Annotated in this window: 14 protein-coding genes and 1 pseudogene; all 15 read left to right on the top strand. The window is 44.7% G+C overall.

Features of this window, described 5'->3' with window-relative positions:
- Positions 1-199 precede the first annotated feature (199 nt).
- Positions 200-331 (top strand): annotated as a pseudogene (locus ICC18_RS34115) (GNAT family N-acetyltransferase); the annotation flags it as partial.
- Positions 328-486, top strand: a complete 159-nt coding sequence (locus tag ICC18_RS30750; RefSeq protein WP_188178235.1) for a hypothetical protein — start codon at positions 328-330, stop codon at positions 484-486. The pseudogene ICC18_RS34115 and the gene ICC18_RS30750, both read left to right, overlap by 4 nt.
- A gap of 55 nt (positions 487-541) precedes the next feature.
- On the top strand, positions 542-1,201 hold the full coding sequence (locus ICC18_RS34910; protein ID WP_188178234.1) for a DUF1361 domain-containing protein: 660 nt from the start codon (positions 542-544) through the stop codon (positions 1,199-1,201).
- Positions 1,202-1,224: 23 nt separating this feature from the next.
- The gene (locus ICC18_RS30740; protein WP_188178233.1) at positions 1,225-1,503 is read left to right on the top strand and encodes a hypothetical protein; all 279 of its coding nucleotides are present in this window, start codon (positions 1,225-1,227) and stop codon (positions 1,501-1,503) included.
- Positions 1,504-1,716: 213 nt separating this feature from the next.
- Positions 1,717-2,928 (top strand): ROK family transcriptional regulator, encoded by a 1,212-nt coding sequence (locus ICC18_RS30735; protein ID WP_312029636.1) that lies wholly within the window; start codon positions 1,717-1,719, stop codon positions 2,926-2,928.
- The gene (locus tag ICC18_RS30730) at positions 2,915-4,045 is read left to right on the top strand and encodes an extracellular solute-binding protein (RefSeq protein ID WP_223193016.1); all 1,131 of its coding nucleotides are present in this window, start codon (positions 2,915-2,917) and stop codon (positions 4,043-4,045) included. The genes ICC18_RS30735 and ICC18_RS30730 overlap by 14 nt, the downstream gene beginning before the upstream one ends.
- 71 nt (positions 4,046-4,116) lie before the next feature.
- Positions 4,117-5,199, top strand: a complete 1,083-nt coding sequence (locus tag ICC18_RS30725; protein ID WP_188178232.1) for an ABC transporter ATP-binding protein — start codon at positions 4,117-4,119, stop codon at positions 5,197-5,199.
- 15 nt (positions 5,200-5,214) lie between these two features.
- Positions 5,215-6,945 carry an ABC transporter permease gene (locus ICC18_RS30720; protein WP_188178231.1) on the top strand — a complete coding sequence of 577 codons (1,731 nt, stop codon included), beginning with the start codon at positions 5,215-5,217 and terminating at the stop codon, positions 6,943-6,945.
- 91 nt (positions 6,946-7,036) lie between these two features.
- A complete protein-coding gene (locus ICC18_RS30715) occupies positions 7,037-9,562 on the top strand; it encodes an NEW3 domain-containing protein (RefSeq protein ID WP_188178230.1) in 2,526 nt (841 codons plus the stop codon).
- Positions 9,563-9,625: 63 nt separating this feature from the next.
- Positions 9,626-10,405, top strand: coding sequence for a creatininase family protein (locus tag ICC18_RS30710; protein WP_188178229.1), 780 nt, complete (start codon positions 9,626-9,628; stop codon positions 10,403-10,405).
- Positions 10,392-11,900, top strand: coding sequence for an argininosuccinate lyase (gene argH, locus ICC18_RS30705; protein WP_188178228.1), 1,509 nt, complete (start codon positions 10,392-10,394; stop codon positions 11,898-11,900). Before ICC18_RS30710 ends, argH begins: the two co-directional genes overlap by 14 nt.
- Positions 11,900-12,889 carry an N-acetylglucosamine kinase gene (locus ICC18_RS30700; protein ID WP_188178227.1) on the top strand — a complete coding sequence of 330 codons (990 nt, stop codon included), beginning with the start codon at positions 11,900-11,902 and terminating at the stop codon, positions 12,887-12,889. The genes argH and ICC18_RS30700 overlap by 1 nt, the downstream gene beginning before the upstream one ends.
- Before the next feature lie 21 nt (positions 12,890-12,910).
- Complete coding sequence (locus tag ICC18_RS30695; protein ID WP_188178226.1) at positions 12,911-13,657, top strand: PIG-L deacetylase family protein; 747 nt, start codon at positions 12,911-12,913, stop codon at positions 13,655-13,657.
- A gap of 179 nt (positions 13,658-13,836) precedes the next feature.
- Positions 13,837-14,115 (top strand): DUF2277 domain-containing protein, encoded by a 279-nt coding sequence (locus ICC18_RS30690; protein WP_188178225.1) that lies wholly within the window; start codon positions 13,837-13,839, stop codon positions 14,113-14,115.
- A gap of 253 nt (positions 14,116-14,368) precedes the next feature.
- A complete protein-coding gene (locus ICC18_RS30685) occupies positions 14,369-15,571 on the top strand; it encodes an MFS transporter (protein WP_188178224.1) in 1,203 nt (400 codons plus the stop codon).
- The last annotated feature ends 63 nt before the right edge of the window (positions 15,572-15,634 follow it).

The raw sequence follows: 15,634 nt of genomic DNA, 5'->3' as shown, positions 1-15,634 counted from the left end.
GGACAAGTCTAAGCTGGTAATAATTATCTTTTATACCAATCGAAGAAGTAGGTCTAAGGCTTAAATCCATGGACTCTAAACAAAGATTGTGAACCATTTCACACCTTAATTATATTAAAAATGCTGTCTTGACATCTTGTAGCACCATAGAGAAAACTACATTTGCCCAGAAAGAACATTCATTACACCAAGGTATATCGAATTTGCTTTTACTGAGTTAAAGTCTCGAAGATTAGAAATACATTGTGATACACTTAATTACAAAAGTAAAGCAATACCTGAACATTTGGGGTTTTCATTGGAAGGACTACTAAAAGGAGAGACGAAATGAATAATTCAATCAAAATCATGCTGCTTGGAGTCGCATTAATATTAGTTTCTCTTTATATACAAGCTGAACCTGGTATTAAAATGTATGGAAACGAATTCATCATCGGATTGGTAGGATTTATTTTGGTGTTAGCCGGCTTGTTTAAGAAGGATTAAGAACGGAAAAGATGGAGTGTAGTTCAAGTAACCACCTATAATAAGGAGCAATTGAATGAAAGCATTGAATCATTTTTACTTAACTTTACTTTTAAGTGTACTATCAATTATCTGTATTGGTGTTTACTTTCTGTTTAGAAAGCAGACCTATTTTGATTTTTTACTTTGGAACTTATTTCTAGCTTGGATTCCCTATAGTATTTCTATTCTAGCTCACAGTATAAACAATCGAGTGTCTTCTAAACTTAGTCAAATATTCTTGATAATTCTAGGTTTAGCCTGGATTCTTTTCCTGCCCAACTCTCCCTATGTGATAACAGACCTGATTCATTTAACTATATTGAAAGACGCCTATGTACAGAAAGGATCTCTATCCTTCGCATATTGGTATGATTTTTTTGTGATTGTATTATTTTCATGGATTGGCATATTGCTTGGATGTAGTTCAATGTACAATTTTCAATTCATATTAATGAAACATTTCAAAAGAATCGTTTCCTGGTTCATGACTTTACTGTTTAGCCTTTTAAGCGGTTATGGAATATTACTAGGGAGAGAATATCGATTAAATAGTTGGGATGTTCTATCTTATCATAGATTACTGACAATCATTCAGGGAAGTTTGAATTTGGAATCATTGCTATTCAGCTTGTTAGTTGGGCTTGTGATCATGACGTTCTATACTAGTTATTATTTTTTAGTGAATAGACAATAAAATAGCAAATGAAGGTGAACTTAATGAAACGAACGATTATACAGTCAATTATATTTTCAATCATTTTTACAGTTCTATACTTTGGCGTACAAGTCGGATTGGGAGCTTATCAGACATTAAACTATGTACCAGATATAATAAACGCTTATCAGCCTGTTGATAACTTAGAGCATAAAGTAGCGTTCGGATATACAACAAGACCTTTTGGAATTATTGGAGAAATTACAATCTCAGTACTTATAGGGATGTCTATTTTTATATTAGGCAAGTTAGTTTATAAGAAGTTCATTAGGAAAAGTTAAAAATCCCAATCAGACAACCCATAGAAAAACAATAATATTTAATCCTCGTGATAAGTATGGCAACTCCTTAATAGGAGGGGTCATACTTATTTTGTTTTGCTGTTTCATCCTGAAATAATTTATGTGAAGTTGTACTTATTTCAGATCATCCATAATAAGAATCGTATTAGCAAACTTTGTTAGTCATTTTAACTATCAAAGGAGGTGAACAAGGTGCTTGGTCGCAGTCAGACAGGAAACAGCAAGTTTGTGAAACAAATGAACCGGCAGGAAATTCTGCGGAAGCTTCGTGAGAATAAGCGGGTGTCCAGAGCGGATTTGGCTAAGCTCACTGAGCTAAGCCGTCCATGCGTATCTTCTTTGGTCGATGAAATGATCAAGGAAGGGCTGATCCATGAAGTCGGTGTAGGTGAGTCTAAAGGCGGCAGGAAGCCGATACTGCTTGAATATAATTTTCAAGCTTATGGTGTGGTCGGGGCTATCTTTGAGGGAAGTACGCTCTATATGTCCATCGCTGATTTAAGCGGGGATTTGTTAGTTGATTATCACTTCCGCTTGCCGCAACCAACCAATGGAGAGATGGCCATACGTTGTCTGGAACAGGGTCTATGGACTCTACTTAGCAAAAGCGGGTTCGATAAATCCCGATTGCTTGGCATCGGATTAGGCTTGCCGGGTATTACTCAGCGTCGTGATGGAACTGTAAGTTATGCGCCAAGCACTGGGTGGATGGGGTTGCCGGTTAAGCAAGAGATCGAAGACCGGTTAGGTCTGCCTGTTATGATCGATAACGACGTTAATTTGATGACATTAGGGGAGTTTCATAAGGGTGTCGGGAATGGATTTCCGAATCAGGTTTATATGTATGTGGGAACGGGTATTGGCGCCGGCATTATTATAGACGGCCAATTTTATAGGGGTTTCCGAGAAGCATCCGGAGAGATCGGCTATATGATGGTGGGGCAGGTTGAGAAGCTCGGCCGGGGTGAATATGGAGTTTTTGAAAGAAATTATTCAGCACCTGTCATTCATGAAAAAGCAAGAAGAGTTCTTCCTTCCTTTGAAGGTGAGTCTGGCGTAGTGAAGCAGCTGATTCAGCTTGCTGAAGACGGCCACGAAAAGGCATGCCAATTATTAGATGATATCTACAGGCATTGGGCATACGGAATCGCTAACATGGTGAGCATACTCGATCCGGAATTGTTGATTTTAAGCGGGGAGATGATTGACATCGGAGAGAGCGGTGTTGAGAAAATCCAAGACATGCTGACGGAATGGGTTCCTTATGTGCCTCAAATCAAGATGGCGGCGTTAGGTAACAAAGCGGGCATTATCGGGGCCATCCATAGTATTCTGGAAGCTTTCCACGTTGAAAATTCCAACAAAATATACCTTTCGGGAGGTTATATCTATGAAAACAAGTAAGGGGAACGTGTCCAGATTGCTCGTAGGCTTTCTAGTCAGCATGATGATGATCGTCGTTACAGCTTGCGGAGGCTCCACGCCAAGTAACGTTAAAACGAACGAATCGCCAAAAGCGAAGCCTTCTGACAAACCGGCTGCAACAGAAGCGCCTAAACCGGCGGAGAAGCAAAAACTTGTTATCTATACGGCTAGAGACAAAAGTGTCGTCGATGAAATCATTCCCAAGTTTAATGCGAAGCATCCGGATGTTGAGGTCGAGGTACTGACGATGGGAGCGCAGCAAATTCTTGAACGTGTTCGAGGGGAAAAAGCCAACCCGCAAGCCGATTTCTGGTGGGGCGGCACACAATCCGCTTTGATGACTGCGGCGAACGAAGATCTCCTCGAAAGCTTTAAACCAAGCTTCGCAGACAGCATACCTGCTCTGTACAAAGACGCTAAGGATCGCTGGTATGGCGAGATGCTGCTGCCGGAAGTCATCATGTACAATTCCAAAGCGCTCAAACTAGAGGACGCTCCTAAAGATTGGGACGCTTTGCTTGATCCGAAATACAAAGGCAAAGTGATCATTCGTGGCGTTCTGGCATCCGGAACGATGAGAACGATCTATTCCGCCATGATTTTCAAGGAAGGTGCCGCCGATCCAACTAAAGGGTATGACTGGCTCAAGAAGCTGGACGCCAATACGAAAGAATACGCCCAGGATCCAACTAACCTTTACTTGAAATTAGCTCGCGAAGAAGGAACGTTATCGCTGTGGAACTTGCAGGACATTATGATTCAAAAGCATTTGAAAAATCAGCCGTTTGATTTTATTTATCCAACGAGTGGGGCACCTATTCTTGTAGACGGGGTTGGCATGGTGAAAAATGCCAAGAACAAAGAGGCAGCCAAGAAGTTTTATGAGTTCTTATTCGACGCTAAGCTCCGTGTAGAACTTGCCGATAAATTGTTCCAAATCCCTACTCGCACGGATATCAGCAAAGACACGCTTCCAGCTTGGTTGAAAGGCATCGAGCTCAAGCCCATGAATATCGATTGGACGGTTATGGCTGAGAAGGAGAAAGAGTGGATGCAGTACTGGGATGAGAACATTAAAGGAAAAGGCGCAAAGTAATTATATCATCCGCTCGGGTAGCGGCGGCTAGTCTCCGTTACCCGAACTCTGAGTTAGGGGAGGTACTGTACGTGGTCGAAGTCGCTCTAGAACATGTAACCAAGCAGTTCGGGAAAGTATCGGGCGTTCAGAATGTGGACATTCGGATTCAGCCCGGTGAGTTCTTCACTTTCCTTGGTCCTAGCGGATGCGGAAAAACAACGACGCTGAGGATGATCGCAGGCTTTTACTATCCAACCTCCGGCCGCATTGTCTTCGGTAATCAAGATGTAACGACGCTGCCGCCCCATAAACGAAATACGGGGATGGTGTTTCAGAATTATGCCTTATTTCCACATCTGACGGTATTTGAAAATGTAGCCTTCGGCCTGCAGGTTAGAAGACGGCCCAAAGACGAACGGATCCAAAGGGTAGAGAGGGCCTTACATCAAGTACATTTGCAGGGCTACGGCAATCGGCGTATTGACCAATTATCAGGCGGCCAGCAGCAGCGGGTTGCCCTTGCCAGAGCCCTCGTGATTGAGCCGAATATTTTGCTCCTGGATGAGCCTTTATCGAATTTGGACGCCAAATTAAGAGAAGAGACTCGTTTGGAGATCAAAAGGCTTCAGGTTGAATCCGGTATTACAACCATTTATGTGACTCATGATCAAGCTGAGGCGATGGCGATGTCAGATCGGATTATGGTCATGCAAGGCGGCGTTGTGCAGCAGGTTGGAAAGCCGGAGGAAATCTATAACCGACCATTGAACCGATTTGTCGCTTCCTTTATAGGCGAGTCGAACCTGTGGGAAGGAATCGTGGAGCGCATCGAGGGCGATCGTATCTATGTCCGGGTTTCGCCTGATTTAGTCCTATGCGGGTCAATGAAGAATAGCAGCCCTCATAGCCGATTTGCAGTGGGAGCACAAACCACCATGTCTATTCGTCCTGAGGCTGTACGTGAGGCTAGTTCCGAGTTTGCTCAGTCAGAGAATACGTTTGTAGCAAAAGTAGTTATTGCCGAATTCACCGGGGTGAATGTCAATTACTTGACGGAGGCTGCGAACCGGCCGTTAAAAGCGATGTTCGTCAATCAGGGGCACCAAGTTCGTCAGCGTGATGATAGGCTTGCGATTCATATTCCTGGAGATAGCATTTATTTTTTAGAGTAGGCGGAGGATGAGACCATGATTTTCAAAAAAAATAGTTCTCCCGGGCCTATCATCAGACAACAATCCATCACTTCATCACCTTACTTCGTGTATATTTTAATCGCTCCTTTATTTCTTGTGCTGCTTGCTTATGTGCTCTTTCCGCTGTATCAGACCTTTATCCAGAGCATTCGAATCGAAGGCAGTTTTTCATTGAAAAACTATGCGAGGTTCTTCAGCTTGGAGCATACCGCCAATTTGGAGGCTCTCTGGACGAGTGTATACATCTCCGTTCTAAGTGTAGTAACTTGCGCGATAGTTGGCGTAACGATGGCCTTTCTATTGGAACGCTATGAGTTTCCAGGCAGGAAGGCGTTGACGGTTCTTGCCATGGTACCGATGGCACTGCCACCGCTCGTTGGTGTTCTCTCGTTCACTTTCCTGTATGGAGAAAGCGGTATTATTCCCCGGACCCTCAAGTTATGGTTTGATATGGACCATGTACCCTTTGCGTTAAAAGGCGTTTGGGGTGTTCTCATGGTTCACACGTTTACGATGTACACCTATTTCTATATGACGGCATCGGCTGCGATCAAAGGGTTGGATCCGTCACTCGAGGAAGCGGCTGCCAGTCTTGGAGCAGGACGAATCTACATCTGGCGAAGAATCATACTTCCCATGCTCACGCCAGCTATCGTCGCGTCATCCTTACTTGTCTTTATGATTGCCATGGCTTCCTATACGGCTCCGCTCATCTTCGGGATCGAAAGAACGATGACGATGCAAATTTACTTGTCGCGCACCAACGGGAATTTGGATATGGCTGCAACACAGTCTACTTTATTATCCGTTGTTTCCATCCTGTTTCTGATCATCATGCGCTGGTATCAAGGCTTGCGCAACTACCAGAATTTGAGTAAAGGAGTTAGCGTACACCGGACGGAGGTCCAGAGTACGTGGGGGAAATATGCAGCCATGTTGCTCTCTACGTTAGGTGTCATCATCCTGCTCCTGCCCATTCTGGTGCTGGTTCTAATCTCCTTTTCAACCGATGGTACCTGGACGACACAAATACTTCCGCCTGAGTATACGTTTAAGCATTATATTGAATTATTTACCAACGGTAAAACATGGCGGCCTATTGCTAACAGTTTCAAAATGAGTTTTGTGGCTACGATTGGCAATGTAATATTTGGCGTTGCTGCCGCCTATGCGATGGTTCGGCTCAAATTTAAAGGGAAGACCTTGCTGGATGTGTTCATCATGCTCCCGTGGGCTTTACCTGGGACAGTAGTAGGGATTAATTTAATTGCAGCTTTCAGCACACCGTCTATATACAGTTTTGGGCAAGTGCTAATAGGGACTTTTTGGATACTGCCCTTAGCTTATTTTGTTCGTCATTTACCGCTGGTGTTCCGGTCAACGTCTGCTACGCTTATGCAGATGGATCCGTCCATTGAAGAGGCGGCTCGTAATTTGGGCGCCTCGTGGTGGTATAGTTTTCGTCGTATTGTTTTCCCCTTGTCGCTTAGCGGGATCTTGGCAGGCACATTATTAGCCTTCGTTACAGGTATTGGTGAGTTCGTATCGTCTATTCTCTTGTTTACAACAAGGACAGCTCCGATTTCAGTGGAAATTTTCCAAAGAATGTATGCATTTGAATTCGGAACTGCTTGTGCTTATGGCGTCTTGCAAATCATCCTCATCATTATCGTTCTCTTTCTATCCAAAAAAATGACCGGCGACAAAGCAGGGACAGCTGTGTAAAAGGTTGATCATACCGCGGGAATCCCAGGGTTCGCGTCCGCTGCATGATAAGAAAACCTCTGTACTCAGAGGTGAATGAGGAGGAGTCAAAGTGAAGAAGGGTACACTGAGGAAAGTGTTTACTAGTGTCACTAGCATTGCTGTATTAGGAAGCCTGATGCTTCCCGGAATGTCGCAGCCTGCCAGCGCCGATAGAGGTGTTGTTGATCTCTGGAAATCGATTAAGCCTCTTACAACGATCGCCAGCGCCATGAATACTGGGGCACACCCGGACGATGAGCATAGTGCCATGCTTGCCTATCTTTCAATAGGAAGAGGGGTCAATACGTCAAGTATTATTGCCAACCGTGGGGAAGGTGGCCAGAACGAGATTGGCAGTGAGCTCGGCAATGCACTAGGCATCATTCGTTCACGCGAGCTGCAGGAAGCCTCCAAAATCACCAATGTCACATTAGGTATGTTAAGCGAGCAGATTGATGACCCTATCTTTGACTTCGGTTTTTCCAAAAGCCCGGATGAGACGCTGGAAAAATGGGGAGATTCCGTTGTTTATGAAAGACTGATCAGGAAAATACGAGAGCTCCGGCCTGATGTGGTCATACCCGCTTTTCTGAATGAGGAATCTACACATGGGCATCATCGTGCGATTAACGTGATTACCGTTCGTGCATACAAGGATGCAGCTGACCCTAAGGTGTTCCCGGAGCATATGAAAAAAGGGCTCCAGCCTTGGCAGATCAAGAAAATGTATGTTCCTGCCAATGAGAAGGATTATAACGTTGCAGTACCCGTAGGCGATTATGACGAAATTTATGGTGCCTCTTACGTTCAGTTAGGTGAAGAATCCCGCTTCATGCATAAAAGTCAAGGGATGGGCAGACACGTAGAAGAAGGATCAAGCTTCAACTATTATAAGTTAAATTCATCGGCTAAATCGGTCAAAGAAACTGATTTTTTTGACGGTATTGCCTTCACCTTCGAGGATTTGGCCAAAGAGATCGAAGCAAAGGGTAAAGATCAGAAAGTGATCAAGGATTTACGTAACCTGAACAAGGATGCGGACGAAGTTGTAAAAGCATACCCGGTTTTCGCTGACGTCGCTCGCGAGGTACAGGAAATGAAAGCGGATGTAGAAGCTGCGATTAGTGATGTTAAGGCATCGACGCTAGACGCAAGCGTCAAGACAGATCTTCTGTATCGCCTGCAGGTGAAAGAAGATCAACTGAACAAAGCCGGTTTGGAAGCAACCTCGATGGTCGTAAAGGTAAAACCGGAAACCAGTGAAATTGTTGCAGGCCAAACCGTCAAAATGACAGTCACTGTTTACAATGGCGGCAAAAGCAACCTCAAAAATATTCAGCTCCAGCTGAATGTGCCAGAGGGTTGGACGGCAAAAGCAGCCGGAACAACGAAGTTTGACCAGCTCAGCTACAATCAAACGGTATCAGCCGCCTACGAGGTTCAAATTCCTCAGAATGCAGCAGAGTTCCAAGTCTATCAGCCCTCTGTGGTAAGTGCTGATGTTATGTATCAGTTGGAAGGCGTTTCAGGGAAAATACGAGTTACCCCAACCACGCAAGTGGCGGTGCTGCCGGCTTTTGCTATGTCGTTAAGCCCAGACGCTACGGTGCTTAACACATTGAAGACTGAAGAGCCGCTTCCGGTCAAAGTCACGGTTCGCAACTATTCGCCGGGCGCAGCCAAAACGTCCGTTGCATTGAACGTGCCTCAAGGCTGGACAGTAACGCCCGCTTCTCAAGAACTGAGCTTCGCAGCTAAAGGTGAGACGAAGCCGCTTACGTTCCAAGTAAAAGCGCCTGCCGGGACGGCAGTTGGCAAGTATACCGTAGCAGCGGCAGCAACGAGCGGAAGTGTTACCAGTAAAGAGAACGTACAGGTTATCGAGTATCCTCATATTGGCAGAACGTACTTGATTCAGCCAGCTGAATTAAAGATTCAAGCACTTGACTTGCAGGTGCCTACAGGTTTGAAAGTTGGATATGTATCCAGCGGGTTCGACAACATCGATAAATACTTAACCCAGTTTGGTGTAAACGTCACACAGCTGGACACGAAAGCGATCCAATCGGCTGACTTATCTCAATATGACACGATTGTACTCGGCATTCGCGCATATGGTTTCCGTCCGGAGCTGTTATCAAGCAATCAGCGATTGCTCTCTTATGTAGAAAATGGAGGCAATCTAGTCGTTCAGTATCATAAACCGGAAGATAAATGGAAACCTGAGCTTGCTCCTTATCCGATCACCATCGGCACTCCGTTAATCAAGTGGCGTGTCACGGATGAGAACTCCAAAGTAACGATGTTAGCTCCTGATCATCCGATCTTTACGACGCCAAATAAAATTACTGCAGAAGATTGGAATAATTGGATTCAGGATCGTTCGGCATACAACCCATCTGTGTGGGGCAAAGAGTATACCGAACTGATCTCGAATGGAGATGCAGGGGAGAAGGAATTCACTGGAACATTCCTAAGCGCCAAATATGGTAAAGGAACCTACACCTATAGTTCGCTTGTATGGTACCGTGAAATTCCGAACCTAGTCCCTGGCTCGATTCGCCTCTTCGTGAACATGATCAGCTTAAAGCAATAGCCATAAGCAAAGAGGGGGGCCTGAAAATGGCCTCCCGATTTTCCACATGGAGGAATTAAGCTCATGGATATTATGGATGTACACGGTAGGGATATACAGTCTGTACTTGAAAATGTCCGTTTTGCGGTCGTGCCGCTCGGTTCCATCGAATATCATGGGCCGCATTCACCGCTGGGCACGGATGTCATTTTGGCGAACGAATTCGCAAGGCGTCTCCATCCTTCATTAAAGCCGCTCATTTATCCGGCGGTCCCTTATACGGCTTGTCCTGGCAAGACCCGTCATTATCCAGGGACGATCTCAGTGAGTCCGTCAGTAATTACGAATTATTTACACGAAATAGTTGACGGGATTTGTCAGCTGGGTATCCGCAATGTGCTTTTGTTAAACGCGCATGATGGGAATATGGGTGTTTCCAGAACAGTAGCTGAGGCGATAACTGCCACTTATAAGGACGCTAGTGTTCTGTTAGTGAACTGGTGGCAAATGGTATCAACACAAAAAGCAGATGAAGCTGGTATATTCACAGGAACACAAGGAAGAGGCCATGGAGGTCCGTACGAAATGTCGGTTGTCAAAGCTTTTCGCCCTGAATTGGTTCATGTAAGGGATTGCGATCAACCATTAACGGCAAAACCTTCGTTATCGAATCTGCCCTATATATTGGTGGAAGGCAGTCCCGAAGGGTGGGATGGCTATACGGGACACATCGGGCAGATATCCTTACAAGCCGGAAATTGGATCATCGAGGAAGCGGGCGCCAATTTACATCAATTAATCGAGAACTGGCTGCAGAAGCCGAAAAAGAAAGACGGAGGTGAATGGCTGGATGGGAAATCGTGAACGCATTATGGAAATCGAAGGCCAATTATTCCCAGGCAGAACATATACGGAAGCCGTACTTGAGCCCGCGTATAATGAAGCCAAACAGCATTTATTAGATGCCATGATGGCTATCAATAAGGCTCATTTAATCATGCTGAAGGAACGTCAATTAATCACTCAAGAAGATGCTAAAGAGATTGCGAAAGCCATTATAAATCTTGATCTTGATACTCTCCGCCACTCTAACTATTCGGGAGAGTATGAGGATTTATTCTTTCAAGTGGAAAGTCAGCTTCATAAGCACGCAGGCGATGTTGCGGGAAATTTACATCTGGCGAAGAGCCGTAACGATATGGGCGTCACCATTTATCGTATGGTACTCAGGGAGAAGCTGCAAGTCACCATGCAATCCGCATTACAGTTACGCCAGCAACTTCTTAACTTCGCAGAAGAGCATGTGCATACCGTTATGATTGGCTACACGCATACCCAGCAGGCGCAGCCTACTACAATGGCGCACTACATCATGGCAGTTGTTGACTCTCTAACCAGAGACATACGCCGATTGACGGCTGCTTACAATAATTGTAACCGAAGTAGTATGGGAGCGGCTGCGCTTACAACGACGGGCTTTTCTATCGATCGTCACCGAGTGAAAGAACTCTTAGCCTTTGACGATCTTGTAGAAAACTCCTATGACGCGATTGGCGGAGCGGACTATCTGGGAGAAGTGGCAACGGCCGTAAAACTTGCAGCGATCAACTTAGGCAGGGTGGTACAGGATTTACTGCTCTGGTGTACACAGGAATTCGCTGTGATCAAGGTTGCTGCTCCTTATGTACAGATCAGTTCCATTATGCCGCAGAAACGGAACCCTGTTTCATTGGAACATATGCGTGCCTTGCTTTCCAGCTGTGTGGGTAATGCAGAATCGGTACTCACCATGATGCACAATACGCCATTTGGCGATATCGTCGATACCGAAGATGATATGCAGCCTTACATATGGAAATCTCTTGAACTTATAGACAAGATCTATCGCTTGTTAGCTGTTGTTGTGGGAACTATGGATGTGAATAAAGAAGTGCTGCGTAAACGGACAGAAAGCAGTTTCGCTACCGTTACCGAACTGGCGGACACCTTAGTTAGAACGGACAAACTTTCCTTTCGTACATCCCACCATATCGTTAGCTCCGTGGTAAAGAGAGCGATGTTAGAAGGGCTAACTGCGAATGAAATTACATGGGAGCTAGTTAACGAATTGGCTGCTGAGTTCATCGATCATAATCTGATTATGGATAGAGATACCTTGAAGCAATCCTTAGATCCTGTGAACTTTATTCAAATACGCTCTTTGCCGGGAGGCCCAAGTCCCAAGGAAATGATCCGCATGATTCAGGAACGTGGTCAACAACAACTAGCTCTCACAGGGTGGCTTACGGAGATGAATCATAAAAGCCAAACTGCCCTGCAGTTTTTAGATGAAGTCATGAAGGAGTGGGGGAGCTCATAATGTCAGTACATTACATTCCACTCCTGGCCGTAGACGGAGGCGGTACGAAAAGCCTATGCTTCCTCTTCGATGAGCATGGCCAAATTCGAGGACAAGGCAGGTCCGGTTCCTGTAATTATCAGGGAGTCGGAAAGGAAGCTGCCGTGAAAGAGCTTATCCTTGCCATTCGTAATGCCTTGGAGGACGGCAAGATTATGGGAGATGGGGTGATTGGTGAGGGAGAATTCGTAACCGATTGTGCCGCAATGGGGTTAGCCGGTTTGGACACCGAATATGACCGCAGGATTATTGAAGAATTCGTCAAAGATGCTCTTCAGCATTTACGCATACGGGCCAAACATTTGATCATCGAAAATGACGGTTTCGCTACGCTAATGGGAGCAACGGGCGGTCAGCCCGGGATTCTTATGATTGCCGGGACAGGTTCTATCGTCTATGGCATGAATGATCAAGGCGAGATCGCCAGAGCAGGAGGCTGGGGCCACCTGGTTGGAGATGAGGGAAGCGGATATTGGATCGGTAAACAGGCCATCATTCACATTTTGAAAACAAAAGACGGGAGGATGGCTCCAAACAAGTTGGCTGCGCATATTCTACCTTACTTGGGACTGAGAGATGCCGAAGATTTGTTTAATTGGACTTACAGTACCCGTTATTCGGTGGAAAAAGTAGGTGAGCTGTCCAGCCTCGTATCACAAGCCCATATGCAAGGCGATTCATTCGCTCAGTCTATTTTGATACAAGCAGCTAAGGAGCTATTTGCATGTGCTATGGCAGTCATCAAGCGAATAAATTTAACTACAAAACCGTTTCCAATCATACTGCAAGGCGGGGTATTATACCATAATGCGTTTGTGAGGGAATATGTAACGGATCAATTCAAGAAATATGCACCTTATGGGCAAATTGAAACCAAGTTGAAGGAACCCATCTACGGAATGATGGCTTTGGCCATAGATCATTATCACAAAATAAATGAAGGACAATAAGTCGTCTCATGGAGGGATCCTATGAAAAAAAGACTGTTGTTCGTTTTTGCCCATCCCGATGACGAGTCTTTCGCTTGCGCAGGCACAATGGCGAAATATCGGGATGTCGGTCACGATATCTATTTGATCTGCGCAACTTCCGGTTGCGGGGGAAAATCAGGCGAATATCAAGTAAACTGTAAGCAAGAACTCGCCTCTCTCCGGGAGCAGGAGTTGTTACAGGCATGCAGTGTTTTAGGCGTATCCGACTTATATCTGCTCCGTTATCCGGATGGAAGCTTAGCCAACCAAGACATAGACGAAATGGCTGAAAAAATTGAGATCTATATCCTACAGCTGATGCCGCACGTCATCGTAACGTTTCCTCCCAACGGAGTTACCGGACATCGTGATCACATCGCGATATCCCGAGCTACAGAACAAGCTGTGCTTGAATCTGAGAAGAAGCTGGAGCAATCCCAGTTTTGTTCCTTTTTTTTCGCATCGATTCCCCACTACTATGATTATTGTTCAGACTCAGCGCCATCCGGTGCAGTTCCGATTACCGGGAAAGTGAACATTATTCAGCATCGCGAAGCAAAGGGGCGGGCGCTTCAAGCTCATCGAAGCCAGATCTATTCTGTTAATCGGGCTTATCCAGGCGTTATGCAAGGCGATTATGGTGTTATCGGACAATATGAGTATTATACGAAGGTGAGAGCTAACGGGCAAAATGTCGTTACTCAAGAATCAAGCGATGGAATTCCAGAGATAGAGCTTTGTCATTGAACCTGAGAGTGTAGGGACAGTTACTCCATTGAGGGGAGGGCTGTCCTGTTTTATGTTTGGTTATCGCGGCGGATTTGTTGTATTCAGCTGGACTTGAGTCCAATTGTAGTTGATAATAGTGACGAGGTTTAAGCTGTATTCTTAATGTGACAATGAAGAGACATGAAAGGGAGAAAGCTATGTGCCGAAATATCAAGACATTATTCAACTTCGATCCTCCAGCTACCGACGAAGAAATTCAGGCAGCCGCACTCCAGTTCGTAAGAAAGCTATCGGGATTTAATTTACCATCGAAAGCGAATGAGGCAGCCTTTAATAACGCTATCCATGAAGTGGCGGGTGTGGCTAAGAAACTATTAGATTCATTAGTTACGAATGCTGATCCACGTAATCGTGAGGTCGAAATCGAACGTGCCCGCATTAGATCTGTCAAAAGATTCGGGACTAAAGAAAAATAAATGGAGAGTCCTGGCATAAGAAGTTAGTCGAATGAAAGCCCGCTATTCGTGGGCTTTTTTTTATTTTACGGTTCCTTGCCTCTTGACTTAAAAATAAACATCATGATAATATTTAATCGTCGATTCAGTAATTTAGTAATTTAGTAAATTAGTAAATAAAATAATGGAGGATAACGATGAAAATACAGACGACTATAAAGAATTTGAAGTGCTTTTCGAAAAAACCAAAATAAGAAGAAGGGAATGAAAATCAATGCTCACTAATCGCTATGTTCGAACGATAATCCTTTCCCGAGTGCTCTTACAGCTTGGCATTTGGATAAGAAATTTTGCCATACTTCTATATGTTACTGATTTGACGAATAATGATCCGCAATATGTATCAATCATTGCCATTGTAGAGACTGCACCTATTTTTTTATTTGCGATTATTGGGGGAACATTAGCCGATCGGTGGAAGCCAAAGCGAACGATGGTATGGTGTGACCTGTTATCTGCCGCAACTGTATTCATGGTCCTGATATTATTAATGAACGGATCATGGTATGCCTTATTATTAGGCACATTTGTTTCAGCTAGTTTATCCCAGTTTTCCCAGCCATCCGCGATGAAACTCTATAAGATGCATGTGCCATCAGAATTTTTGCAAGGCGTTATGGCGATGTCGCAGTCATTGGTGGCCGTATTTATGGTCATTGGCCCGATAATCGGTACTTTTATTTATTTGCAGTATGGAGTTGAGTTTTCTCTCATCTTGACAGGAATTTTGTTCTTTGGGTCAGCTTTTGTATTAACGCTTCTGCCCGCAGATTTGAATGAGCCGAAACATGCGGAGAGCAAGAGTTTTATGAGGGATCTTAACGCCGGTCTTCGATTTTTATGGACCAATCACTCGCTAAGAACGTTAAGTTTTGCGTTCGCAACTACAGGACTGGCAGCCGGTTTGATCCAACCGCTCATCCTTTTCGTTACGATTGAGAAATTAGGTCAGGGCAAACAGTTCCTGCAATGGCTGCTTATGGCCAATGGTACGGCTATGCTCGTAGGTGGAGCTTTGATTATGGGGATAGCGAAGAAGGTAAAACCGCAAATTTTGCTTATGATGGGCTTACTTGTGTCCGCAATATGTACAATCACAGTTGGAGCTTCAACGATTACATGGGTGAGTATTGCGCTTCAGATCATTTCTGGATTATTTTATCCATGCATTCATGTTGGCATCCAAACACTGATTATGAAAAATACGGAAGGTGAGTTTATGGGTCGGGTAGGAGGAGCTATCACACCGATTTTTATGGGGATGATGGTTGTAGGCATGGCATTATCAGGATTTTTGAAGGATGCAATCTCACTTTCCACGGTATACGCGGTGAGCGGTGGTTTGCTTATCGTCGGTGCACTGCTCCTAATTCCTCTTGTTCATCATAAAGCAAACCGTTCGAATGCTTCATATTGACTTCAAATCTGAAGAATGATATTATTCAATCGTCAAATCAGTAAATTAGTAATTTACTAAAAT

This window comes from Paenibacillus sedimenti (assembly GCF_014534655.1).
Lineage (GTDB): Bacteria > Bacillota > Bacilli > Paenibacillales > NBRC-103111 > Paenibacillus_E > Paenibacillus_E sedimenti.
This window is presented reverse-complemented; position numbering and strand designations above follow the sequence as displayed.

Excerpts from the sequence above, each read along its gene's own strand:
- ICC18_RS30740 (WP_188178233.1), top strand. The coding sequence starts at position 1,225 with ATGAAACGAACGATTATACAGTCAATTATATTTTCAATCATTTTTACA.
- ICC18_RS30730 (WP_223193016.1), top strand. The coding sequence starts at position 2,915 with ATGAAAACAAGTAAGGGGAACGTGTCCAGATTGCTCGTAGGCTTTCTA.
- ICC18_RS30750 (WP_188178235.1), top strand. The coding sequence starts at position 328 with ATGAATAATTCAATCAAAATCATGCTGCTTGGAGTCGCATTAATATTA.
- ICC18_RS30720 (WP_188178231.1), top strand. The coding sequence starts at position 5,215 with ATGATTTTCAAAAAAAATAGTTCTCCCGGGCCTATCATCAGACAACAA.
- ICC18_RS30690 (WP_188178225.1), top strand. The coding sequence starts at position 13,837 with ATGTGCCGAAATATCAAGACATTATTCAACTTCGATCCTCCAGCTACC.
- ICC18_RS30685 (WP_188178224.1), top strand. The coding sequence starts at position 14,369 with ATGCTCACTAATCGCTATGTTCGAACGATAATCCTTTCCCGAGTGCTC.
- ICC18_RS30700 (WP_188178227.1), top strand. The coding sequence starts at position 11,900 with ATGTCAGTACATTACATTCCACTCCTGGCCGTAGACGGAGGCGGTACG.
- argH (WP_188178228.1), top strand. The coding sequence starts at position 10,392 with ATGGGAAATCGTGAACGCATTATGGAAATCGAAGGCCAATTATTCCCA.
- ICC18_RS30710 (WP_188178229.1), top strand. The coding sequence starts at position 9,626 with ATGGATATTATGGATGTACACGGTAGGGATATACAGTCTGTACTTGAA.
- ICC18_RS30695 (WP_188178226.1), top strand. The coding sequence starts at position 12,911 with ATGAAAAAAAGACTGTTGTTCGTTTTTGCCCATCCCGATGACGAGTCT.
- ICC18_RS34910 (WP_188178234.1), top strand. The coding sequence starts at position 542 with ATGAAAGCATTGAATCATTTTTACTTAACTTTACTTTTAAGTGTACTA.